Source organism: Bradyrhizobium lupini, assembly GCF_040939785.1.
Classification (GTDB): Bacteria; Pseudomonadota; Alphaproteobacteria; order Rhizobiales; family Xanthobacteraceae; genus Bradyrhizobium; species Bradyrhizobium canariense_D.
On sequence record NZ_CP162553.1, the window covers coordinates 5,730,325 to 5,754,246 of the forward strand.

The following is a 23,922-nucleotide window of genomic DNA, read 5'->3' on the forward strand; positions in this document are numbered from 1 at the left end:
GGCTCGATCGATTGGCTCCAGTGAGGGAGGTGGCTCAGATCGGCGCTGTGGTGGGTCGCGAGTTCTCCTACGAACTGCTGAGCACCGTAGCCGGGTTGTCAAAAGAGAGACTTGAGGAGGCGCTTGCTCAGTTGGTTCGCTCGGAGTTGATATTCTGCCGGGGCGAGATACCGCAGGCAATCTATACCTTCAAGCACGCGCTTGTGCGTGACGCTGCCTACTCGGGACTCCTGAAGAGCCGACGCGCAGCGCTGCATGCTGCGATCGCGGGTGCCTTCGAGCAACGGTTCCCGGACCTTGTGGAGACTCAACCCGAAACTCTTGCGCATCATCTGACAGAGGCCGGCCTGTTTCAAAAGGCGGAGGCATATTGGCTGCAGGCAGGCAAGAAGGCCGCCATGCGCTCGGCCAACCTTGAAGCCATCGCACACTTGCAGCGGGGTATCGAGGCCTCGGGCCATCTGCCAGAAGGCGCCGGAAAGGATAAGCTGGAACTTGCCTTCCACTTCGCCCTTGGGCCCTGCCTGATCGCTACGCAAGGGCCAGCCTCGAACAAGGCGATGGCAACCTTTGCCCGCGCGCGCGAGCTGTGCGAGCGCCTGGGAGACCCTCCCGAGCAACTCCAGGTGATGTTCTGGTTGACCACTGCGAGCGTAATGCGCGGTGAGTTGCCGGTCGCCGAGGAAACGATCGCGGCCCTGCTCCAGCTCGCCGAAGCGCGCGACGATCTACCGGCGTTGCTCAACGCGATGCGCGGGCAGGCAATGATCCGCCTCTTCATGGGACAGCTTACCGGTGCCCATGAAGCGATTGGACGCGCCTATGAAGCGTTCGAGGCGAGCAGCGAGGACGACAGGCTGGCGGCGCGTTCGGCCGGCCAGGATGCCGGCGTGGCGGACCTGGCGCTGATGTCGTGGGCGCTCTGGCTGCTCGGCCAGCCCGATACGGCAATTGTGCGAATGGACGCTGCCATTCGGCGCGCAGACGCTATAAGTCATCCGCATTCCCAGGCGTATGCCTGTTACTACGCATGCATTCTTCACGCGCTTCGCGGCGAGTTCCTGGTCGCGCAAGGTCATGCCGAACGTTGCATCGCCCTTTCCGAGGAACATGGATTCCGGCAATGGCGCCTGGCGCGCGCCCTTCGGGGCATATGCGTGGCTTCGCTCGATCCTTCACCCAGCGCACTGGGGGAGATCGGTGCCGTCTTGGACGGATATCGCAGCGCCGGTTATCAGCTGGCCATCACCGCGCTCGACGTGTTGTTGTGTCCGCCATTGTTAAATAGTCACGACTACGAGGCCGCGCTGGAGTTGATCGAGCACGGCCTAGCTACAGCTAACCGTAACAGCGAACGAATCCTAGAAGCCGAACTGTATCGTCTAAAGGCACGGGTGCTGGTCGCCCGCGGTGGACCGGCCGTGGAAGCCGAGGCGCAGGCGCTGCTCGACCGGGCATTGAGCACGGGAAGAAGTCAACACGCCAGGACGCTTGAGCTCCGCGCCGCAACGGACCAAGCTGCTCTGTGGATCCATCAGGGCAGACGCGAGGAAGCGCTTAATTTTCTCGCGCCGATTTATGCCAGCTTCACCGAAGGGTTCGAGACGCATGATCTAAAGGTGGCAAAGGTCCTTCTCGATGGGCTACGGTGATCAAGCCGGGACAACGCTTGCGCAGATTTAAATCGCAACGCGATCTGCTTACTTGGGCTTGGCACCACTAGCCGCCCTCTTTAGAGCCGCATAAGTACGATCTCGCAGCTCTAACCAATTCGGGTCGTCCTGTGGATTCTCGTTTATGAAAATGGGCTTGAGCAGCTTGTCGTCTTTACTATTCGCCTTAATCTCGTTTTCCGCTTTGTTAAATGCATCGATTGCTTGTTTAGCGGCGGCGTATCCTAGCGTTATCGAATTTTCGAGATTGCTGTGGTTCCACTTGAAATTGATGTGCCCCGGCACGTGAATCTCGACGACTACGCCTCTCCAAGGCGTTTTCCCGTTCCTCCTGTCCACGGCTGGTTTGTCGAGCATCCCGCACTCGACCGCTTTCTCAAGTATTCCGGCTTCGGCTGCTCTGTCGAGTGTGTGCGCCTCTTTGACGTGATATTTGAAAAGCTTGACGTCATCCTCACCGACCGTTGACGCAAACAGTTGGCAGAGATTTGCTAGTGCATCGTGAAGATTTTCCGGAACGCGGATTTGCTTCGCATCGACGATCCGGCTCACCCAGATTTCATCCAAATCAGGGTGCTCCTCGAGCAAGCTATCGAAGTTCACAGTATCGACTAACGCCCCTTCGCAATATGTAACTTGGTCGATCTCAACCGTCCCTTCGACGAAGGGAAGAGACGAACACGCACACAGGCTGCGTGAGTCGATAGCTCCCCTGTACTGCTTTTTCTCGTCCTCCTTCATCCGACGATTGGAAAACAACGCCAGCTTCTGTTCGTCGAGATTCCAGGCGTTGTGATAGATGTGTGGCATACCGTCCTTTTTCAGCTCGTCGAAGTTTATGCTCTTCATAAACTCGCTATCCGGATAGTTGATCCTGGATAGGCCGTTGACCTTGGACAAGTACATCAGGGAGGTGAGGTATCGGACAAGTGGATTAGGTGCGAGCACCTTATTGAGTATCCAGTTGTTGATGTCTCCTTCGCGCCATTCCTTGAAGGGTTGTTCACCACGAGGCAGACGATTGAACCAAGCGGACATGTTGCCCTGGATCTGTTCCATCATTTTGTACGGTTGCCATCGGAAATCACTGTAACTTTTGGGATCGGTGACGAAGTCCTGGAAGGCCTTGATGTTGGCGTTCCAATCCGTCCCGAATACGGTGTTTATGGGGAAACGCTCATAGCCTTCATCGTCCCGAAACACGCCGTCCCTGAAGAATTCATAGGTCAGCTCGGCTCTGCTTTTGTTTTCTTTTTTGATTTTTTCTTCATCGAATTGATTGTAGACGATGCCAACCCAGGCGCCGATGCAGGACAACGCCCACACATCAGACTTATCGTCGAACGTCTTGCCGTCCTCAGCAAGTGCTTTCAGAACCCCGATGTGTAGCCCTGCTGCCGGTCCGCCGCCGCCGAGCGTAATCGCTCTCTTCACCATTGGTTCCTCCCATCTATTTTATCGTGTGGCTTATTCTCCGATCGAGTTTCCGAATTGCGTGAAGAGGAAGAGATTAATCGTTTTTGGGATCATTGGAAAGCGCGGTTGAGGTGGATATTCGACGCTTTCTTGGACCTTCGCATCGAACTAGCGCACATACGCTAGGAGCGCGAGGACTTGGTATCGTGCGATTACGTTTGACCCTCTCGTACTGGTGTGAACCAGTTCGCGTTAGATATTAATCGCTGACGGTAGTAGGAGTAGCTGTAGTCCATTTCGTGACTTCCGGTAATGGCGCCTCAGCGAACTCGCTGAGCGCTTCGTTGAGGTCCGCTCTGTACGGCAAGGCGGACCAGATTTGCTCCGGTTGAGTTCTTCGCATTTTGACCCGAAGTCGTCCTTGGACGGAGCATGCGCTGACCTCCATGGAGAGCGCACCTACGATCGATAAAATCCACTCTCTAAGAGAGACGTGCCTTTGCGACCAAAAAACAATCCTACACATCGTCGCGGGCGTTTTGATGGCCCGGCAAATGACGCCCGAGTACCGAACGAACGTAGGTTACAGTCGCCGCGCAGTGAGATCGCCCGCGGCTATGTCGAAGATGTTGGCAAACTGTGAGGTAGTTTATATCCCTGCATTCTTGGCCCACCCTAATGTGGCAGAGGCTTCTTACTTTAAAGGAGGCATCCAATGCTCGCCGCAATCAAATGGAACTCCCGATATAGCGCTCGCGAATGGGTGATGATGGCTGGGGTGCTCGTCGTCCAACTCCGCACACTGAATGCAAACCGACAGAAGGGTGAAAGCAAGCCAAAGCGGCCACTCTGGAAACACTTCGACGACACTCATCATTGGGACTCAACCGCGGAGGAATGGGTCCCCGACAAGATCAGTGATAGTGCAACGCATTATGCGTCCCGCAGGCCGAGTTCCGAGACTCCCTCTCACTAGTGGGCCTATCGAGCGGTGCGGTCGCGCACAAGTAGCTGGATCGGGATGTGCGTGCCTCTGGCCGCGTGATAGCGATCCAGCAATTGCTTGGGCCGTTTGCCGGCCGCTTTGGTAAACAATCTGGATAACAAGGCCATCGCGCGCGTCGAGCAAGACACTTTCATCTGTCACATGCGTCAACTTGCCTGTCTTTCCCGACCGCATTCGCCGCATTATCGAGGAATGCCCGCCCCCGTCGTAGATGATCAAGGTAGGCGCGCGCCAAGCCGTGCAAAATGGCATATACTCACAAGCCAGTAGTATTAAAGCCTAACGAAAGAATGCCCTTCGGAACAAATGCAACGCGACGTCCTACGTCAGGAGGACGTCGCGATGCAATTGTGCATCACAACCAGAGGGGAAGTTGCTATGAAGCGACGTTCATTGCTCTTGGCATTGTGTTCTTCCGCCTTCATCTCTGCACCGGCACTGGCCGATGAGGTCAAGCAGGAGGCCGAAAAATTAGCCGTCGCCTACACCGACTGCGTCGCCAAGAAAGACGCGGCCTGTGTCGCTGCGCTCTATACAAAGGACGGGGTCCAGATCAACCCGGGCGGTGTGTTTTCCGATCTCAAGACCGTATACGAAAACAACTTCAAGAACGGCACCGATCATATAGAGATCAGAGTCGGCAACATGTCGGTCATCAACAACGATCTGGTCGTTGCCAACGGCGAGACCGACATCTTCGGTAAGGACCCTAAGAGCGGCGACGCCACCAAGGTTACAGTGTTCTGGGGCGCCATCGACATACGTGAAGGCGGCGCTTTAAAAATCCGCCAGTTGACCGTCGGCATGAAGCCGCCTCCAGCTAAGGAAGCCAGCGCCGAGAAGAAGTAGGACGTCATCATGTCGTAAGTCACCACGCGCCCATCCTCTTTGAGGGTGGGCGTTTGATCTTGCTGCACGCGTCCGAAAGCGAAATACGGTTGCCTCGAAATGCACACCGCTCGCGCGATGTCTGCAAGTGGCCCATCCACGTCTCATTGAGGTCCGTTCATGGGGCTTAGCGGACTGAATATGCTCGCGTTGAGGTTTTCGCTTTTGAACCCGCACCGCACATCGCGCGGCTGGCAGGCGTACTCGAGATTCTGTGGCAGAAGTCATGGCCGGCCAGTCACAATGTGTTAGTTTGGGGCGAGTGATAGGTTGTCTCGACCTTTGCCGAGGCATCAGACATGAAGCGGCGCGAGTTCATAACGGCACTCGGCGGCGCTGCGGTGTGGCCGCTGGCGGCTCAAGCGCGCAATCTAAAAAGATTTACCGCATTGGATATCTGACGGCTAATTTGAGCAGCTATCCTTGGGTAAACGGCTTCGTTCGCGAATTAAGTGATCGCGGCTATTCGGAGGGCAACAATCTCACCATCGAATGGCGGGAGGCAAAAGGACATTCGGAACTTCTGCCTGGGATGGCTGCCGATCTGGTCCGGCAGAATGTCGACGTGATCGTGGAACGTTTGAAGTTCGTTCACCGCCGGAATTTGAGGTCGCGTTTGCTTCAATCCTGCGCAAAAGGCAGGATCCGATGATTGATGCGATGACTACCGTCACCGATCCGATGTTCGTCTTTGATCGGAAGAGGATTGTCGACTTCGGAATAGAAAACAAAATTCCGAACGCCCATGAATATCGAGAATGGGTGCAGAGCGGCGGACTGCTTGCCTTTGGTCCTACAATTGATGGAATATGGCGTCGGGGCGCATATTTCGTCGAGAAGATCCTCAACGGGGCAAAGCCAAGTGATTTGCCCGTCGAAGGGCCGAGCGAATTCCATCTTGCGATCAACCTCAAAGCTGCCAAAGATATGGGCCTATCTGTTCCTCAGCATTTGGTCGCGAGGGCTGACGAGTTGATTGTCCGCTAATGACCACCGATTGCAGACCTCCGGGTTGAGGACCGGGAGCATTCCGATGTTCTCGAAGGTCAAGGCGCTCGGCATCGATCTCCCTGCGACGCTGCTCGGCCGAGGTGATTGAACGACGATCTTCTGCGCTGCACGAGTCTGCTGTTGGGCCCATCTCGGACATTCTGACCGGCGCTGATGATGGTCCCCGGAGCTCAAGCGGAAGTGAGCAGCCTGGGACACCAAAGGCCGCTCGTGACCCACTCTAGACGTCATATGCTTCAGGACCGCCTCGCCGTTGAGAGCGTAGCAGCGTCGCGGCGCATAGCGGGGCAGGTGGTCGCCTGCGCTCAGCAGCCCGCGAGATCAAAATGCGAGGGGTACGCGGATATGTCAGTTGGCCGAGGTTTGCATCCAGCCTAGGCCAATGCTACGGGTTTACCAGCGTCCCCTCGTCGGAAACGCGCCACGCTGCCAAGCCGAAACATAGCGTTAGCATCAAGTTGGCCAGCAAGAGCAGGACCGAGGCAAAGTGGCTCACACGCGCCTCGGGAACAGAACGTCCCTCCAGTCCGGAGACAGGTGGATGATTCGAAAAATGCAGCTGTGCTGACCTGGTTGTAGTTTGTAAAGATGCTGGATCAACAGCTTCGAACGGGGAGCGCAGCCATCGAGCGGTTCGTGTGGAGCCGCGGACTTCGCGCCGCGCTGATCGTAGCTAAGAGGCACGGCAGGAGTTATGATCTGTTCCTTCTCGCTCGGGTCATTCGCTTCGAAGGAGTCTGGCGTGATAAAAATCTTACAAGGAATGCTCCTCGCGACCACGGTTCTGGCTGCTGCTAGTGGGGCGCACGCAGCGGGTGGCTGTGGCGAGGGCTGTCATAGGACAACCGGTGGCGCATGTGTCGTCGACGGCTGGGGCACGGGAGCCAAGGTTCGGAACGAATGCCCGGCGACCGCTCGCCCCCGTCCACCCTGCGGCGGCGGGGATTTCATCTGGGACCGCACCAAACAGGCATGCTTCCAAAATAACCGCACCTGGTTCTGATCTCGCGCCCCATTCAGGCGCGCTCTACACAGCGCAATCTGATCTCAGTGCGATGGCCTCAGAGCGGGTGACAACGAGTTCAGACGGGAACAGCTTGGCCCTTATCTCGGCCAGTGCGTTGCTTCATGGCCCGCTGTCGGCGCCGGCGCTGACGGGCTCGGTTCACGTGCTTCGGATCAGGTGCGGACCTCCAGGCACGGGAGCCGGATAGGGCTGGACTGCTATGATGGTTGTGCGGCCCTGCCGCTGGCTTACAGCTCAACTGCGGACTAGCCGTCTTGGCAGGGAATACCGAAGTTGTCACAAGCGAGAGCGAATGACTCTTTTGCTTTTGTATCCTCGAAGCAAAAGCGAGTGCCGACCTCTGCCTGATCGATCCACCAATCGACGTTACTGCCTTTTGCGATGCGGGAGGCTTCGCCGCGTAACAGGTCCAGTTGTCTTCCCGCAGCACGAACAATCAGGCAATTTTTCTCTTTGGGCATAATACCTTCTCCAATGGCACAGGACGCGAAGTCATTGGTACTAAGAGCCGTGATCACGAAGGCCGCAGCAGGGGGACTGCTGCTGCGGCCCGCGCGGTCAAAAATTCCGGGTCAAAAACGACTAGGTGAAATATGCAGCCAACCCCGGTGCGATGATCGTACCGCAGCATCTCTGGCTCGCAATATGATCAGTTTCACAATCGGCAGAAGGCTTAACGTGCATCAGTGCCCCGGCTCTCAGGTCCATGGGGATCGGGAACATTCGGCAATCTGGGTGCGTTCGCCTCCAGCTCCGGGCGATGTCTCGGAGCGGACGCGTAGAACTTCCGGCCTCAGGAATCATCTGCCTGGGGCCGGCTTTTTCCAGGACCGTCTTGGCGCCCAGTTTGATTTAGCGGTCGCCTATGTCAATTTGGCAGATGAAAGGGTGGCGGTCGGAAGCTATCCGGGATATGTTGGCAATTCAGCGGAAGCTGGCGCACTGAGAGACGACCCCGGCTTGGGGGCTTGAGGGTTGATGCCGGGGCCGCTCCGCCAGCTCGAAGAAGAGAGCTAACAAAACCTGCAATTTTTCCTCTGCGCGTTCGTTCCTCCAACGAGCGCTCGATCTCGCAAACTGCGGCGGCTTGCCGGTGCTAAAATCCGGTCTGACCTGAGCCCCTCGGTTGCCGCATCCGGCGCATACACAACGCGCCTCGATATCAGACAGGCGAACATCGTCCGACCAGCGAGCGGCGCTGAGTGCAACGTTGTGGCCGGAGTGGCAGCAGACCAGGACACCGCGTAGGCCCATCTCGCGCATCTCGCCGAAGGTGATCTTGAGCGCTCGGCCGTCGGCGTGCGTTGGCGTGTGGCGTCTAGCAGGAGGGGACATGCCACCATCAAAGCGGAAGTACCTCGCAACCTATTGAATGCTCCGACGTAGCCGCCCTAACCGGGCCGCTTTTTCGTTGTGTCGGCTCGGTTTGACCCGACGGGGGGCACTTCCCCATCTAGCCATTCCTGCTCCTCGGCTAAAGCTCGCCACGCCTCTTCCATGCGCCGGTACCGCTTGTAAGCCGGACTATTCTTAGATGGTTCCCCTTCAGCGAGCGTTGCGCAGTTGTCTGCGTTCTCTTTGTAAATCTCTGATGGCTTCATCATCGGCCTCCTGCGTAATGCTTAGGAGAGGAGTCTGAAAGAAATGTGGTTTCGCCCGTCCCAGTTCGAGACGTGAAAGTAACCGGCTAGAAAGCTTCAGCCGTTGTGAAGGCATCGCATTGGGGGATCACAAGGTTCTACCCCGACTGTCAGGACGGCCGGGCTGTGAAGGACGAACACGGGGAGGAAGACCCGAGCGCCGCAGAAGTAAAGCATGAGTCGTTTCTGGTGGTCGCAACGAACTGCTCCGCGAAGGAGCGCTAGCGCTTCGATTTACTCTTGCTCTTCTTCGCGGTCTTCTTAGACGCAGAATTCTTGGTCGCCTTCTGTGGTGCGGCTTTCTTTGCAGCCTCCTTGGGTGGCGTTTTAGCCGGCTTCTTGGCAGACTTCTTCGCCGCGGATACTGTCTTCTTTGTACGAGCAGCTGCGACCCGTCTGTTAGCTCTCATAGGGGCAGGAACGCGCTTCTTCTTCCGAGTGATGATCGGCGGCGGAACAGCGGCAGCATCGGTCGCTTCAGGAATGTAGACTTGCTCGTTGGTCACTCCGGCAACCGCTTCTGGATCGGGCTTCATAGCATCCGCGGCTGCAGTCGAGGCGGTGTCCACGATCTCTTTTACAGTGTCTGAAATTCGTTCGACTATTGATTTTTTAGCCATGGGAGGCTCCCTGAGTCGGGGCAGGATATCTCATTTTTGCGTCGGGAGGGATTGGTGCCGTTCTGGCATCTCCGAGGATTCATTCGAAAGAGGGAAGCGGGATTTAGCGCCCGTTCTATCAAATGATACACCAGCTAGTTATTGCCGGAAGCAAGATGGCAACGGCGCGCTGCTTCGGTGGCACGTCGGGCGGCCCCGGCGCGTCCGGCGCCAGCCCCGGGACGACCGGGGTCGTTCCCCGTGCGCAGCGCGGACCAAAAATTGTGGCTGGTCGACGATCGAATGCCGGATGCGCGGCAAATTCGTACGGCCATCACCTCAGCGGCATCTCCGCTTCGCACGGCCGAAACTAGGCTCAAGGCCGCAACGAAGACGGACCCGGCATAGATAAAGAGGCAGATCAAGAACGCCGCCACAATGCTCACGAGCCATCTTATGGACCGGCAAATCAGGGTGGAAAGGGCATTGTTCCAAGATGCGATCGGCAAGGACCTTTGACGCCTCTTGCGCGGCTGTCACCATGGATCGATCTGTTCGTCAAGGTCGCGCTTGGAGCGGCTCAGGGGGAAGCCCATCATCCATCGGGGAATGGCTCAAGCAAGGTCCGATCGATTTGGTTGTCGTTGTCAGGAGGGCTGAGAGCTCCTGCGTTCCAGCTTGGTGGCGTGAGGCGGCGGAATGGGACAGAGAGGGCGCTCGGTTTGCGACTTCGAAGGCGGCGCGAAGTAGGGCGTGTGAAGCGAAATGGGGGCACACCGCGGGCGTGACGCTCTGCTTCTTCGACCAGACCTCGAAGATCTTCCAATTCTGAGAGCTGAGAAGTGAGTTCGCTAAGTTGTTCGACGTAAAGGATTGCGCGAGAGCCTCGCATAAATGTCCTCCCCAGCACAAAAAAGGCACTATCAGGACGGCGTCAGAGCAAAAGATCGCGAGTAGTAAAAGTAAAAGACTACCACAGATAAAATAGCCGACTGATACGTCAGGCTCACTGCGTCAGGGTGTCGCTGCTTGAGCCGCGGTCCGGTCGTTGGGCCGTCCGCCGGCCGGCACGAGCTGCTCGGTCCGAACGACCGGGATTTCGTTGCCCGTCGTCGTACTGATCGCTTGCGATCTGCTCGATGGTCGACCGATGCCTTTTGACCGTGCCGGCAATATCATTCGGATCGGCGCGGTCGGCGGCGGCACGTTCGCGCAAGGCTGTCCATTCGACCCTGCAACCAATACGGTCCTCGGCGCCGAACATCGTGAATAGAGCTTCAGGCGCCCCTCAGCGAAATCGCCGGATGGGTCAGGGGTAGGGGTAGGGGTATTTCGAACTCCGGACTCGGGGCCGCGAGATGCCAAGTATCGACTCCGCCCGTCGATCCTATTTTGCTCTTTCAGGGGATAGCCGGCCAAGGTTGTGGCGCCATCTCTCAGGAGAATGCGATACAACCGAAGCGGGAATCAGCTCAACCAGGTCCGACGGAATATTGCGATGACCAGAACTTTTCCTGCCGTCGGCCTATCTGCCGGACCGACGTTGGCGCAGGAAGGCGACTGCCTTTCTGTGCCGAGCAACAGTCGTAGAAGCTCCTGCAGCTCCACTGATTGCTGCACGAGGCATCGGTGAGCGGCGAAGATCCGCTCACCGTGCTTCCGGGGTGCTTCCGGCGCGAATTTTGCGGAGAGCACGATGGAGGTAAGTGTTTGAATTAGCTGGTGCTGCCAGACAGGATTGAACTATGATTACAATCCTGCTTTTCATTGATTTTATTGATGTTTTCGGTCCGGCGATCTGTTTTTGTGTGGCACTCTTGCGTGGCGCCGTAGCACTGAAATTAGCTTAGAGCAGCCGCGATTGCATCACCTTTATTCACGTCGAATGTGACATGAGCAGTCTCGGCGCGAAGGTCGATCTCAGGACACCTGATGGCCCTCCCGCTGCATCGAACCCGCGCGGCTGCCTAGGGAAGTTAGTGGCTTCCATCATCAGATCGGCAGGCCAAACTGCGGCTCTGCCAAGCCCTCCCCTTGCAGCGAGGAGAGTGAGACGTCCAACAGCCGGACCAGCCTGGGAAGCGGCCTCGCGTTTTGATGCAGTGCGATGGACAGCGCTCGAGGTCGTGTCTGCTCGAGACCACCACGGAGACAGACCGCTGGGGGTGATGATCCCGAAGTCCTTGAACTTTATCTTCAGCGTGTCCGTCCGGCCCGGTGCGCCCTTGTCTTCGCAGTGGGGCTTAGACTGATCCCGGATACGCAATCAGCGGGCCCGTACTCGCCGAACAGGCCGAAAGGCTTGCCACGGAAGCCTCCGCAGGATCATATTCGAAGTTCTCCTGAGTTAGCCAGCGCGTCGAATCCCTTCAGCTAAATTCTCTGCACGGCTCCTGCGTCTCGAACCCGATGCCGCGCTCCACTCCCGCCTGTCCGGGTTGCAAGAAGCCGAAAGTTGCAATTGCAACGCGCCCTCGACGCGGCGCTGCTTCAAATGCGAATCCGCCGGCTGATTCCGCTCTGTGCCTCCGGCATCGCACCCTCTCCCCCGGCGTTCCTGGAGAGTGCTGCTTTCAGCATATTCTCAATTCTCATTTTCGATTTGGGGGCACTGCTGGCACTCTTGATTCCCGGCCGAGTTCGTGGAGCGGGTGAGAGTGATCTCATCACAAACGGCCTTTGAGGTGGCTGCTGGCGCCGGTGCCTCAGGCCTCGCCCGGTCCGGAGAAGATCGATGGCGGTGGCGTTGTGCGCGGCCCCGGGAGCGGCCGCTCGCTTGCTCCGGACCGGGACGCCGGGTTGCCCTTCGCATCGTATCGCTTGGCGAGATCCAGCCATCGACGGCGGGTGAACGGATCGGCCTTCGGGGCGATGGCGCGGACCCGCTGCGCGAGACCCTGGTAGAATTCCTGCTCCATGACGCACCTCGCAACATCACTGCTCTCAGTTGAGTAGGCTACGGTTGCGAAGTCAAGAAGAGCCGACGCACCCGCGCAACTTTCTGCGACCGACTTGAGATCGCAGCGGCGAAGGACGTTGATGGGCAGCGCGGGGAATCAGATGGCAGTGTCCTATCCATTCCGGAAGGCTTGCCCGGCCGGCCGATAACGGCTGCTTCCGATGAAACCGTGAAGGGGAGGCTGCGGTTCAGCGGATTAGACTCGCACTGAAAATGCAAGCGCCATTTCAGAACTGGCCTGGCTTCAAACAGATACGTCTCGCGTAAGTCGTTGCGCATGCAACCCCGAAATTATTGGACGAATGATGGCGAATATTTTGTCTCGCGATTCCGCAGAGGATTTGAGCATTCCGGCATCTGGAAAACGATCAACTTCGGGAGGAGAAGGACGGCACCCATCCGAAGGCGGGCAAATGAATAGCCTCGATCCGATTTCAGTCATGTTTGTTCGTCAAGAATTCTTCGTACTTTCTCCGCCAGACCGCGAAAGGAAAATGGCTTGCTCAACAAGTTGACCCCCGCATCAAGTCGACCGTTGTGGACTATCGCATTCCGTGTGTAGCCCGTCGTGAACAGCACCTTGATCATTGGATGCAACCTTCTAGCCCGATCTGCGATGTTACGTCCGTGAAGGCCATCCGGGAGCACGACGTCGGTGAAGAGAAGATCGATGGTGCGAGATGATTCAAGGAAAGCAATCGCTGATGCCGCGTCGGCTGCTTCGAAAACTTGATATCCGAGATCGCGGAGCACACCGGATGAATACGCGCGCAAATCGTCATGATCTTCCACAACGAGGATGGCCTCATTCCCCCGTAACATTGTTGCTGTCGGAATACTGCGATCTTCCTGCTTGTCGGGTTCAGTCTTGGACCGAGGAAGATAGAGTTTGACCGTCGTGCCATGCCCCGGTTCGCTATAAATCCTAATGTGGCCACCCGTCTGTCGCACGAACCCGTAAACTTGACTTAGCCCCAGCCCAGTTCCTTTGCCGACCTCCTTAGTCGTGAAGAACGGCTCGAACACGCGATCCAGGGTTGCCTTATCCATTCCGGTTCCAGTGTCGGTGACAGCAACCAAAACGTATTGGCCGGGAGGCACGGGTTCTGGGAGTGCGGCAACATACTCATCATCCAGCCAGGTGTTGCCGGTCTCGATTGTAAGTCGTCCGCCGCCGGGCATTGCATCCCGCGCGTTAACCGCCAGATTGAGGATGCCATGTTCTAGTTCCGATGCGTCAGCAAAGGCGCTCCACAAACCGGCATTGCCAACTATCTCGATCCTGATTTGCTCTCCTAAAGTGCTCTTGAGCAGTTCGCTCATTCCCCCGAGCAAGCGATCTACATCAATGGACTTTGGATCCAGCGGTTGGCGACGTGAAAAAGCTAGCAAGCGGGCGGTGAGTGTGGCCGCGCGCTGGGATGCATGATGCGCCATCGCCTGCGCTCGCATGATGCGCCCAAACTGTGGCGCATCGGACATGCTTGCGATCTGCCGTCCGATCGTATCAAGACCACCCATGATCACCGTAAGCAGGTTGTTAAAGTCGTGTGCAACACCGCCGGTAAGCTGACCGATGGCCTCAAGCTTTTGAGCTTGGCGCAGCGCTGCTTCGGCCTCCGTTCGACGCGCGATTTCTTCCGCTACACGCTGTTCCAGCGTCGCATTGAGTTGCTGTAGCTTTAAGGACGTAGCGGACACATCTTTACGCGCACCATCGAGTGCTCTCGCAAGATGCGTTGCGTGAGTAGCCGCCTCCGTGGCAGAACTTGCGCGCGCTAGGGCCATATGAACCCGCGCTTCAGTCTTTAGTAGTTCAATTAAAAGCGGAAGGCTCGATCTGATATCATTCCAAGGGATAGACAAGTTCCTGCCGACAAATACCAGGATTGCCGCAGGGGTCGAACGAGCGACCGCGGGAACGAGCGTGTTAGCGTCGGGAAATGCTACCTCTCCGAAGAACTCACAGCAGCTTGATGCTTGCTTCAAAAACGCTCGCCAAGACGGGCCGCCAGGCAGGCGCTGGTCAAATCCCTGAGCTGGCGTAAAACTCCCCGTTTCTTCATCCTTCAAGAAAATGAGGAAAGCATCGCCTCCCATAAACTTGGCTAATCGCGCGGCAGCTTCTCGCCTCCCGTTGGCGTTGGCAAAACCACTTAAAAGATGAGCCCCGTCATCCTTCAAGTGACCTACTCGGGAAATACGCAAACGACTGCAGTGCAGTTGTGAAAGCCACTGAACTGCCCCTCCGCTCGGGCGATTTGACCGTGGGTGTTACACCCCGTCAACGGCACTTCCGAAAATCGTTCTTGCAGGCTTGAGAGTTCCAACCCGAACTCGTCTCCCATACGGAGGCGAGTAGCGACGCAATCAAAGAAAAGGGCCGCCGCTGGGGGGCCGCCTAATGCATCCAAAGCAGCATTTGCAGCCTGCTTCGCGGCAGAAACTGCGGATGCCGTGCTAGTCTTCATAATTCTTACAACTGAACCAACGGGGACCTCAGCGGCGCACACAACTGCGCCTTCCTCATCCACAGCCAGAGGAACACGCAAGCGATGTTCAGCTCCGCTATCAACCCCAATAATATTGTGCAGGAAGAATGGTAACGGTTCTTTCCGATCCAAGTTCTGATGAGTCTCTTCCGCGTGTTCTACGAATGCTTCGATCGCTGGAAACCCATCAAGGCTTATCACTTTCATGCCGTCGCTCGCCGTGACGCGATAGGCTCGGGACGCAGGTTTCCAGCCGTGACTAACACCCACGCCGATCGGCTTCGAGGAGAGAATCTCCAATGCCACCGCGGCGTCGGACAAAACTTCTTCTCCACAAAATACAGTGGTCTTTTGAAATTGAGCGTTGTCCCCCCGCTCCTCCACCAAAAAACTGATACTGACCGGCTGTAGCTAACGTCAACTGATCTACTAAAATATCAGCATGCCCAGCTAGAGCATCAGCTAGAACGAGAGCAGCCCGAAACGGAAATCGTCCGGGCGGTGTTGGTGTAAACCTCGAAACTATCTCCTGGGCTGCCGCAGTGGCATCCATCGCGAGGTTACGTCCAACACTATATGAGAAGACCACATCGTCGCCCACCAACCCCAGTGCACACGCCAAGCCTTGACCACTGCTCACATTCGTAAACTCGCCGGCAGATGAAGCTCCAACAACGATGGTATCGGGCAGCTCCTTTTTTATGGCAGAAAGTATCGCTCCGTGGTCATGCTGAGGAGCTGCAAATAACACCAAGGCAGCAGGCGGTGTGCTTAGGGATCTTCGTATTTCGGTGGCCAGAAATTCGCCTGCAGTCGAGCTATCGCTCGAATCCGTCGAGACTACCGACGCTTTCATTGTTTCCCCCACTTAGACAACAGCAGTAAACAACCTCCGAAAGGATAAGTTCCAAGTAGCTCGAAAATATCAAGGGGCCTCGAGGCGGCAAAGTGACGTAAACCTTTTGGGGCTTTTACTCTGCAATCTGCCAATTCTCACCGTCGGTAATCAAAGGTTAAAAGCCGAAGTTGGTTCGGGGTGTCGTAACGCTTTAGTCGGGACGCTTTCCTTCTGGCGACCCAAAGCGGACAGCTATCCGCGATCGAGCCGTGGTCGGCTGGACCTTTTTTCGGAGCGGCGGCCTGATGCGAATGTCTGCTGTCGGGCCGACGAGAAGTGGTCAACCGAACGGCCGACCGACGGATTGACCCGAAGCGGACATCGCGAATCCTGCAAGTGCTGCTCCTGTCGCCTTTCCGAGTATGATCTTGGAGGTTTACAATGACTCATTATTATCGTGCCTCGGAGCGGAAATGAAGTAGCGCCCCTTCATGGCTCTTGATGGCCGTGCAGCTTCTTGATGGCCGTGCAGCTGATGGCGGTGCGGGTCCATGAATGTGATCGGCGCAGCCATGGGAGCGCCCCGGAAAACGCCAATCAGCCGGACGCAACGAAGGCGTCGGCGGCTCTCAGAGGATCAGATCGTGTTGGAAGGGTAGCTGTCCGCCCTTGCCAGCAGCCTCCCCGTCGAAACGCCAACCCTCCGGCGCCTCATCGGCCGGATGGGGCCATGCGGCCGCGGCGGAATCGTACTCCGGATTGAGCGCGGCGACGGGTACCGAGGAAGTGACCGCCGGGGGCGTCGAGCTGGCATGCTGCTGTTCCGCACCCGCCTCGAAATGGAACGCGGGCTCGGCCCGGTTGTCAAAGCCTTGGTCGTCGGCGCCCTGAATGACCACGGTCACGATCTGCGGCGTGCCGTCGATCGTGGTCACGGTGAAGGTGTCGGTCAGCGCGTCACAAGACCTCAAGGCCTGGACCGCGGGATTGTCGGGGTTGAGGACATATGTCCACGTGCCGCAGGTCGTCATCGTGAAACTGCCGTAGCCGTGGTCGCTCGCCTGCGGACATGTCGTGGCCGTGAAGGTGTCGTCGGGATTGTCGACGTCCCGCTCGGACAAGGTGCCGCTGGCGCTTGGCGGGGGTTCGCAGGAATTGCTTGGCTCGGTCACGCGTCCGCAAATATCGCCGCAGACGACCGCGGCGTCGTTGGCGCCCTCGATGGTGACCGTCACCGTCTGTGCCGTACCGTCCGCGGCCCTCACGGTGAAATCGTCAGTCAGCGATTGACCTGCGTTCAGCGCCTGCACCGCGCAGTTGCCGTTGTCGAGCGCGAAGGTCCAGTGCCCATCCGCGGTCATGGTGAAGCTGCCGTAACCGTGGTCGCTCGGCTCCGGACATTTGACGGGATCGAACGCGTTCGACGGGCCGTCGACGTCGGTGGCGGTCAAAAGGCCGCACGCGGTTGGGACGCCCTGCGCGGAATTGTCGGCTCCGCCTGCTTCGACCACGCGACCATGCGTGTCCCCGGAGATGACGGCCGGATCGTCGGCGCCTTGGATGGTCATCGTGACGACCTGCGGCGTGCCGCCGATGGTGGTCACGGTGAAGGTGTCTGTCAGGGTCTGGCCCGCCGTTAGCGCCAGCACCGCGGCGCTGGCGGAATCCAGCGCATAGGTCCAGTGCCCGTCGGACGTCATCGTAAAGCTGCCATAGCCTTTGTCGCTGGCATGCGGAGAACTCACCGCCGTAAACGTGTTGGCCGGATCGTCGACATCGGTGTCGGCGAGTTTGCCGGTCGCGGTTGGGACGTGGTGCGCCATGGCCGCCGCCGCGATTGCGGCGGCAGTCATGGCGATCGTGGCGACGGATCCGCCGGTCTCGCCGCTTATCGCTGCCGCGTCGTCGGTGCCGGCGATGTCGATCGTGAAGGTTTGGCTTGCCGAGGCAAAGTCGTCGGACGCCGTGATCGTGAAGCTGTCGGCGTTCGGCGCCTTCAACGCGTTGATAGCGTCGTTGTTCGGTACGTAGGCGTAGGCGCCGGTCCCGCTGTTCAAGTACAGGATTCCGAAGGAGCCGGCCTTCTCGACGTCGTAGCTTGCGCCCGCGACGGTGAAAGCGCCGATCGCGCCGCCCGCGATGCCGAAGGTCGGGGTCGTGCCGGAGCCGAAGCTCGTGGCCGAGAAGCTGCCGCTGCTCGCCGAGAACTCATCGAACGCGACTGTGTCGATCTCGACGGGGCCCGACCCGAGCGTCAGTGTCGGTGGCGAATGGATCAACGGCCCATCCGGCACGAAGCTGGCCGGCACCACCAGCCCGGGAAGGGCATGTTGTGGATTGGGCCCGTCCGGCGCGTGGAAATCGATCGGCTGCAGCGTCTGATCGACCGCTTCGCCCGGAGGCGTGCCGGATCCGGACGGCCCATGGTCCTTCGAGTAGTTGTCGAGCACGTCCTGCTGCCGGCTCTGCAGGTCCTCCATCCGCGAAGCGTTGTTGGCGACCTGCGCGAAGCTGACGGACGATCCGGTCTTGCTGAGGATGACCGTCTGCCCGGGATCGTCCACGATGATGTGGCGCGGCACCGCCTCCTTCGTGATGAGTTCGAAGGTGCCATGCTCGAAGCCCTTGTAGGTGATGGAGGCATCGTCGAACAACGCGAGATCGGGATCGGCGGCCCACGCTTCTTTCAGCGCCGTCAGGATCAACGGGACGAAAGACAGCGCTCCGGCCCATCCGAGTCTCGCGACAACCGCCGACTCTACAGCGCGCCCGCCGCGGACGGACGACGGACTGCGTTGGTTCTGCGCCGGCCAAAGACCGGTGAAGACACGTGCGAGCGACATCTTGAACGCCTCGCATGCTGCCCGCTTCCGCCGAAGCGGCCGGACCCATGGATCGCGTGTGAGTCCACCCGCCGAGGTGTCCGGTTTTGCGCATCAGACTACGCTTTGTCATCCCGAGACCCCTTCACGAAATGTTGACTGAGTGCGCGCAAATGCGCTCTTTTGTTGGCGCTGAGCGGTCGGGACCATCGTCCGTTGCGACTAAAGAGTGGCGGTCGCAACATGCGGTATGGTGCGCCGGGCGCGCTCTGGCATCATTCCGCCGAAGCGGGCTCTTCACGGACGGGAGCGGACGCATGCACGGACTAAGGACGGTCGCAGGACTTCTCTGCCTTTTGCTCGTTGCAGTGGCGTATCCGCCTGCGCCGCTTCGGGCGCAGGACGTCAAGCCAATCGGCAAGGTCGTGACCGTCGCTGGCAAGGCAGTGATCGAGCATATCGATGCCGCGGTTGTGCAGGCGAGACTGTCCGAGAACGGGGCCAGCGCGAAGGTCGGCGATCCAGTCTATCGGGGCGACGTCGTCAGGACGGGCGCCGACGGGCGCCTCGGTATCAATTTCGCCGACGGCAGCTCCTTCAGCCTGTCGAGTAACGCCAGCATGGAAATGAGCGAGTTCGTCTACGATCCGGACGGCAACGACAATTCAACCCTGATCAGCCTGACCAGAGGCACCTTCACCTTCGTCGCCGGCAGCGTCGCCAAGACCGGGAGCATGAAGGTGGACACGCCGGTGGCGACGTTGGGGATCCGGGGCACCACGCCCCACATCGAGATTTCGGACGACGGCACGGTCAAGTTCGCCACCCTGATCGAGGAGGGCAAGGATGCGGTCATGAAGCGGAAGGCCGGTCCGACCGTTGCGCCTCCCCGGCAGCGGAGGGCCGACCGCGCTCTCGGCATCTGCCGGGGATGCTGAAGGTCTTCGGGACGGCGCCAGTTATGATCCTGCTGCTGGCCGCCCCCGCGTCGGCGCAGAAGCCGGAAGGTCAATTCCGGAACGTCGAGCTCTGCAACGCCGCTTCGTCCCCCGACCGGAGGATCGAGGCCTGCTCTGCCTTCATCGCAGCCGGCCGTGGCGGGCCACAGGCCTTGGCCATCGCCCACAACAACCGCGGCATCGCCTACGCAGCGAAGGTCGACTACGACCGCGCTGTCGCCGACTTCGAGGCGGCCATAGGCATCGATCCGACCTTCGCCAAGCCCGTCAACAACCGCGGCGCGGCGAGACTGAGGACGGGCGACTACGACGCCGCGATGGAGGATTTCGACCGAGCCATCGCCCTCCAGCCGGCATACCCCGCCGCCTTCGTCAACCGCGCCCAGGCCTGGCTGAAGAAGGGCGATCTCGTACGCGCCGAAAGCGACTACACCGCCGCGACTCGTCTGAACGCCGACATGGAAGTGGCTTGGAGCGGCCTTTGCTGGATCCGGGCGAGCACGGGCGACCCGCAAGGCGCGGTGGAAGCCTGCGACAAGGCGATCGGGTCGGGCGCGCATACGGCTGCGACCTACGATTCCCGCGCGCTCGCCCACCTCAAGGCTGGACGGACCGATGCGGCCATCGCCGACTACGACGCCGCGCTACGCATCGACCCCACGCTCGCCGCCGCGCTGTACGGTCGCGGCCGGGCAAAGATCCGCCGCGGCGAGACGGCTTCGGGAGAAGCCGATGTCGCGGCCGCGAAAGCTGTCCGGGGCGACATCGCCGAGGAATTCGCGCGCTACGGCGTACCGTAGTCCGTCCTCAACGCGTGCCCGTCGGAGAATGCCATCTCTGCCCTACCGAGAGAACCTGAGCTGCAGCAGTCGAGCAGTTTTTGTATTGATTTTTCCCTCCAGCGAGCGACACCCGAAAAATGCTAAACGGTTCTGCTTCCTACAAAACCGATAAGCAGACGTACGAAACAGAGCCAGATGGCGAACTCATCAGCTTTCGAGTCAAAACAGGGTCAGTTGATCGACTGATAAGCTTTCATACGAAGCGGAGTCAGTTGGCCAACTGATAAGGTAATACGCAAAATCTTATCAGTGCTCCGCTGGTCCGGAATGTGGACGAGTACGTATCCCGCCTACCCGAGGATCACCGCTCCTCCAAACGGGAATGACAAAGGCGTTGAGGATTCTAAAATTTTCGGTGGGGTGAGGCGCGGTTGACGTGACTAACTACGGTTACAAGCTACAGATTTGCTCGCCGCTGCGAGACCACCGCGGCACGTCCGGCCGACGAGCGTGCAGGTCGGCGGAAGGCCGGGATGTGAATCGGCATCGAAGCATGCCCCCTCCAATGTGATGTGAATCAGAGACTTATCGTGCCGATCAGCGGGGCCACGCCGATTCACACCACGGCTCAAGGCTCAATTCGCGCTTCAATAGTCTTCGCGCGCGAATTCGGAGGTCCCGCGCCGAAGCTCGCCGGCGCAGAACATATCGGCCAGCGACACCGCGAGGGTCACGTAGCCGATCCGGCCAGGCCGCGATATCCGCTCAGGCGAATTGAGAATATCGGGAAAGCTGAAAGAAGGACTCTGCTTCGTAGGACGGATCGGTGGCCAGTCGGGCAAGCCTTTGCCCGATGGCAGGCGCGAACTTCGCACCATGGCCTGAACACGCGGAGCAGACGATTAGGCGGGAATCCGGCCAGCGATCGATGATGAATTCCTCGCCCGCATCGGGCAGGCGGTCGGCGGGCACGGTGTTGGTGTAGAGGCAGACGTCTCGATCGATGATTGGCCCGGCCGCGCCCGGGACAAGGGCCGCCAACGCATCGCCGACCGGGCGGAGTTCGGCCTCGGTGGCCTGCGGACCCCAGTCGTCGGGGCCGACCACGGGCCCGTGGTTGTGAGGCGCCGCTTTGACGCCGCGCTGTTCGAAGTCCGGAAAGCCGTAGACCACGTCGTTCGGACCTCGGTCCAGAATGAAGATCGGGAAACGACCGAGCGCCACAGTGTCAGGGCGGGTCGGCTTGAACCAGCCGACCGCCTGTCGGGTCACGTTGAGCAGCGCGCCCAATGTCGGGAGTGCGCGACCGAGCCATGGACCCAGCGCCAGAATCGCGCGCTCGGCGAAGAACTCTTCGGTCACCGTGCGGATCGATACGACGTCGTGGTGCGGCGTGAAGCTCGCGCGTTCCGGAATCACACGGTTGCCGGCGCGTGAGCGCATCAGTCTCATGACGACACCGGTCCGCAGTATCGCGCCACCGTCTTGTACTACGACGTCCCAGTCGTCGGGCAGGGCGAAAGCCGGAAATTCCTTGTTCGCTACGGTCGCGGTCAACATCGGATCAGGGCGCCCTTTCGCGATCGCGGCCGCGCGTGACGACGCCACCATCGCAGAGCCGGGGAGGCCTGCCTCCAAAACAGGGGTTTCCGTCAGAACCGTTTGACGGCTTTCGGCCTGCAGCCGGATCCAACCGGCATGAGCCTCGTCGCTCAGGCTGGTGTAGTTGGGGTTTTCGAAATTGAAGCGACGGAAAATTCGACATGAACCATGTGACGAGCCTCGATCCGAACCGGGTCCGACAGGGTCGAAGCCGAGCGCATCGACGCCGGCATCCAACAATGAGTTGAGCGCTGCTCCGCCCATGAGTCCTAGACCCAGCACGGCGACTTCGCATTTTCGCATGAAGGCCTCGCGAGCGATGCTACGGCTCGCCGATCATCCTGATGATTTCGCGGGTTTACAAGGTCTACGGGAGGGCGATTACGTAGCGAAAGGGACCGCGGGGCGACAGCGGGCCAGATCCGAAGTCTGAATAGGAGCCGCAGTCAACGGCGCCCGTCTCCATAGCTTTAGTTTCGGCCGCAGGAGCAGGTCGGTCGCGGCTTAGCGCGACCATGGCCACGATAACGACGGTTGCGGTTTTATAGCTTGCGGTCTGGCAATTGGCGCCGGCTTTGGCGCCTGGGCAACATTGGCCGACTGCCGTGGACGCGGCAATGGTACTTCCTGCATGACCTGTGGCTTTTCTGGGATTGCGTTCGTACCTTCAGGCATCATCTCCTTTGGTGCTGAGGCGTTCGCCGTGGCGCGGGCGAGTTGCTCCTGGTTTGCGTTGAGGCGATCGGTGAGCGTTTGACTTTCGCGGGCCATCTGGATCTGGATCCCTTTGACATCGTCGATGACACGGCTGTTACGTGCGAGTTCTTCCTGGCCTGTCTTGAGTTGGCGCGCCACATTTTCATTGTCGTGGACCAATTTCTCTTGCGTCACGTTAAGCTGTTCGACTGCTTGCCTCAAGGCAGCGAGATCGCGCGTCATCGACTGCAGCTGCTGCGTCAAGTCGGAAACCAGGGCGATTGCAGACGGCGCCGCGTCTTTCGGCGCCGCAGCATCTCGGGGGCCCCGCGTCAGGGGTGCAGGGTCCGAAGGGGCCCTCATCGCCGGTTGTGCGGAGGACGACCACCACCACCAAGCAGCAAAGGACACAGCCAACAGAGAGCAGACGAAGGCCACGTGGGGCTGTTTCGTCGGTTGATGGTTCGTTGCCGGTGCGCGAGACGTCTCCATGGTCGGCTGGACCGAGGCACCGTCTTCCGCCTTGCGCGTCAGGTGCGAAAGCTCCTCCGCGATCTGCCGTTCCGCGACGCTGTCGTCCCGCGTGGAAGCCATTTGGTGCTCCATGTGAACCCTTGACGATGGTGCTGACTTTCGTTGTTTAGCACAGTTTTAGCCTGTGCGCTCGGGCCCAGCGCTGCGCGCGAAGGCGCCGTCGGCAAATGAGTCCGATCGCCGAAAGTTCGAGGCTGATCGAGGCAGGAAAAAGCGCCTAAACTCCAGAGCGGCGTGTGCTTATGCCGATGTATGACGTCGAATGGTAGGCTCGCGTGTCTTGCAGCGGGCGCACTCAACCTCCAGCCAGGCGAGTCCGCCACTAAGCATTGATCGATCGTCGGGCAGGGCTGCGCAGGGCCCCCGTAGCATTCCATGCGGACGGACTAGGCTTCCGCCTCCGCCCGTCGGCTTCTCGAACGGCCTCCTGGGCGCGCTCGCGGGCTCCTTGCGCATCATCATCGCGCCCATAATCCGGCCGCTCCAGACTACCTCTCCACACTTTTCGCGGAGGATTCCGCAGGTGGCTTGTGAGGCTAACCGTCAGCCGGGAGCCCCACACCTCACTTCGGGTCAAGCGCGACTGAGCCTAGCGGCTCCCGCGATCTAATGTGTCAACGTGGCTCGAACCGTAGAAGTGACAAGCTCCGCGCGGAAAAAACGCAGAGCGCTTTCGCGGAAGGGGGCGAGCTACTGGTCCCTGGTTCTCGCCGCGCCGAGGATATCCACTCCTCCGAACTCTGGGCGCTAAGCTTTCGCGAAGACGTTCATTTTTCGCAAACCGTGGACGGCTCTAGAAATAAGCTACAGTAAGGAACTACGGTAACTCGGCTAAATGGCGATACGTGATGCCACTGTGGACATCCGCCTGCAAGGATTTGAACTTCTTTGTCCTGCTGGGCTCTTCCGACTTCGACGGGCATAGTGTCCTTTGGCACGCCTCGTGCCGCTCAACTGCGAATACTTTCTGCACACGCC

General features: G+C 59.1%; 16 protein-coding genes and 1 pseudogene. 6 read left to right on the top strand and 11 right to left on the bottom strand.

Annotated features, from left to right (window positions below):
* Positions 1–29 precede the first annotated feature (29 nt).
* The gene (locus AB3L03_RS27200) at positions 30–1,652 is read left to right on the top strand and encodes a hypothetical protein (RefSeq protein ID WP_247454738.1); all 1,623 of its coding nucleotides are present in this window, start codon (positions 30–32) and stop codon (positions 1,650–1,652) included.
* Positions 1,653–1,700: 48 nt separating this feature from the next.
* Here the strand turns inward: AB3L03_RS27200 and AB3L03_RS27205 are convergent, their stop codons facing one another.
* Positions 1,701–3,110, bottom strand: coding sequence for a patatin-like phospholipase family protein (locus AB3L03_RS27205; RefSeq protein ID WP_368507303.1), 1,410 nt, complete (start codon positions 3,108–3,110; stop codon positions 1,701–1,703).
* Positions 3,111–4,473: 1,363 nt separating this feature from the next.
* Here AB3L03_RS27205 and AB3L03_RS27210 point away from each other — a divergent pair.
* The 3 genes from AB3L03_RS27210 (at position 4,474) to AB3L03_RS27220 (ending at position 5,970) form a co-directional block, all read left to right on the top strand.
* Entirely contained in the window at positions 4,474–4,944 is a 471-nt protein-coding gene (locus tag AB3L03_RS27210) for a nuclear transport factor 2 family protein (protein ID WP_018460466.1), read from the top strand.
* A gap of 382 nt (positions 4,945–5,326) precedes the next feature.
* The gene (locus AB3L03_RS27215; protein ID WP_157643160.1) at positions 5,327–5,635 is read left to right on the top strand and encodes a hypothetical protein; all 309 of its coding nucleotides are present in this window, start codon (positions 5,327–5,329) and stop codon (positions 5,633–5,635) included.
* Positions 5,632–5,970, top strand: a complete 339-nt coding sequence (locus AB3L03_RS27220) for an ABC transporter substrate binding protein (RefSeq protein ID WP_018460464.1) — start codon at positions 5,632–5,634, stop codon at positions 5,968–5,970. The genes AB3L03_RS27215 and AB3L03_RS27220 overlap by 4 nt, the downstream gene beginning before the upstream one ends.
* 1,296 nt (positions 5,971–7,266) lie before the next feature.
* Here AB3L03_RS27220 and AB3L03_RS27225 read toward each other — a convergent pair.
* The 8 genes and pseudogenes from AB3L03_RS27225 to AB3L03_RS27260 form a co-directional block, all read right to left on the bottom strand.
* Entirely contained in the window at positions 7,267–7,482 is a 216-nt protein-coding gene (locus AB3L03_RS27225) for a hypothetical protein (RefSeq protein WP_083926613.1), read from the bottom strand.
* A 1,400-nt stretch (positions 7,483–8,882) separates the two neighbouring features.
* Complete coding sequence (locus AB3L03_RS27230) at positions 8,883–9,281, bottom strand: hypothetical protein (RefSeq protein WP_094183477.1); 399 nt, start codon at positions 9,279–9,281, stop codon at positions 8,883–8,885.
* Positions 9,282–10,266: 985 nt separating this feature from the next.
* On the bottom strand, positions 10,267–10,524 hold the full coding sequence (locus tag AB3L03_RS27235; RefSeq protein WP_085350198.1) for a DUF1488 family protein: 258 nt from the start codon (positions 10,522–10,524) through the stop codon (positions 10,267–10,269).
* A 1,441-nt stretch (positions 10,525–11,965) separates the two neighbouring features.
* Positions 11,966–12,178, bottom strand: coding sequence for a hypothetical protein (locus AB3L03_RS27240; protein ID WP_085360741.1), 213 nt, complete (start codon positions 12,176–12,178; stop codon positions 11,966–11,968).
* Positions 12,179–12,657: 479 nt separating this feature from the next.
* Positions 12,658–14,403 (bottom strand): ATP-binding protein, encoded by a 1,746-nt coding sequence (locus tag AB3L03_RS27245; RefSeq protein WP_368507304.1) that lies wholly within the window; start codon positions 14,401–14,403, stop codon positions 12,658–12,660.
* Between the two features lie 5 nt (positions 14,404–14,408).
* Positions 14,409–14,918 (bottom strand): FIST C-terminal domain-containing protein, encoded by a 510-nt coding sequence (locus tag AB3L03_RS27250; RefSeq protein ID WP_368509082.1) that lies wholly within the window; start codon positions 14,916–14,918, stop codon positions 14,409–14,411.
* Positions 14,919–14,954: 36 nt separating this feature from the next.
* Positions 14,955–15,567, bottom strand: a pseudogene (locus AB3L03_RS27255) (FIST N-terminal domain-containing protein); the annotation flags it as partial.
* A gap of 611 nt (positions 15,568–16,178) precedes the next feature.
* On the bottom strand, positions 16,179–18,392 hold the full coding sequence (locus tag AB3L03_RS27260) for a VCBS domain-containing protein (protein ID WP_247299817.1): 2,214 nt from the start codon (positions 18,390–18,392) through the stop codon (positions 16,179–16,181).
* Positions 18,393–18,688: 296 nt separating this feature from the next.
* Between AB3L03_RS27260 and AB3L03_RS27265 the strand changes: the two genes are divergently transcribed.
* Entirely contained in the window at positions 18,689–19,309 is a 621-nt protein-coding gene (locus AB3L03_RS27265) for a FecR domain-containing protein (protein WP_368507305.1), read from the top strand.
* Between the two features lie 23 nt (positions 19,310–19,332).
* Complete coding sequence (locus tag AB3L03_RS27270) at positions 19,333–20,130, top strand: tetratricopeptide repeat protein (RefSeq protein ID WP_240543265.1); 798 nt, start codon at positions 19,333–19,335, stop codon at positions 20,128–20,130.
* Positions 20,131–20,877: 747 nt separating this feature from the next.
* On the opposite strand, the gene AB3L03_RS27275 is transcribed toward AB3L03_RS27270, so the two are convergent.
* The gene (locus tag AB3L03_RS27275) at positions 20,878–22,017 is read right to left on the bottom strand and encodes an FAD-dependent oxidoreductase (protein WP_368507306.1); all 1,140 of its coding nucleotides are present in this window, start codon (positions 22,015–22,017) and stop codon (positions 20,878–20,880) included.
* 201 nt (positions 22,018–22,218) lie between these two features.
* Positions 22,219–23,004, bottom strand: coding sequence for a hypothetical protein (locus AB3L03_RS27280; protein WP_026234034.1), 786 nt, complete (start codon positions 23,002–23,004; stop codon positions 22,219–22,221).
* Positions 23,005–23,922 lie beyond the last annotated feature (918 nt).

Excerpts from the sequence above, each read along its gene's own strand:
- AB3L03_RS27235 (WP_085350198.1), bottom strand. The coding sequence starts at position 10,524 with ATGTTCGGCGCCGAGGACCGTATTGGTTGCAGGGTCGAATGGACAGCC.
- AB3L03_RS27250 (WP_368509082.1), bottom strand. The coding sequence starts at position 14,918 with ATGAAAGTGATAAGCCTTGATGGGTTTCCAGCGATCGAAGCATTCGTA.
- AB3L03_RS27230 (WP_094183477.1), bottom strand. The coding sequence starts at position 9,281 with ATGGCTAAAAAATCAATAGTCGAACGAATTTCAGACACTGTAAAAGAG.
- AB3L03_RS27280 (WP_026234034.1), bottom strand. The coding sequence starts at position 23,004 with ATGGCTTCCACGCGGGACGACAGCGTCGCGGAACGGCAGATCGCGGAG.
- AB3L03_RS27220 (WP_018460464.1), top strand. The coding sequence starts at position 5,632 with ATGATTGATGCGATGACTACCGTCACCGATCCGATGTTCGTCTTTGAT.
- AB3L03_RS27275 (WP_368507306.1), bottom strand. The coding sequence starts at position 22,017 with ATGCGAAAATGCGAAGTCGCCGTGCTGGGTCTAGGACTCATGGGCGGA.
- AB3L03_RS27270 (WP_240543265.1), top strand. The coding sequence starts at position 19,333 with ATGATCCTGCTGCTGGCCGCCCCCGCGTCGGCGCAGAAGCCGGAAGGT.
- AB3L03_RS27260 (WP_247299817.1), bottom strand. The coding sequence starts at position 18,392 with ATGTCGCTCGCACGTGTCTTCACCGGTCTTTGGCCGGCGCAGAACCAA.
- AB3L03_RS27210 (WP_018460466.1), top strand. The coding sequence starts at position 4,474 with ATGAAGCGACGTTCATTGCTCTTGGCATTGTGTTCTTCCGCCTTCATC.
- AB3L03_RS27240 (WP_085360741.1), bottom strand. The coding sequence starts at position 12,178 with ATGGAGCAGGAATTCTACCAGGGTCTCGCGCAGCGGGTCCGCGCCATC.
- AB3L03_RS27265 (WP_368507305.1), top strand. The coding sequence starts at position 18,689 with ATGCACGGACTAAGGACGGTCGCAGGACTTCTCTGCCTTTTGCTCGTT.
- AB3L03_RS27225 (WP_083926613.1), bottom strand. The coding sequence starts at position 7,482 with ATGCCCAAAGAGAAAAATTGCCTGATTGTTCGTGCTGCGGGAAGACAA.
- AB3L03_RS27205 (WP_368507303.1), bottom strand. The coding sequence starts at position 3,110 with ATGGTGAAGAGAGCGATTACGCTCGGCGGCGGCGGACCGGCAGCAGGG.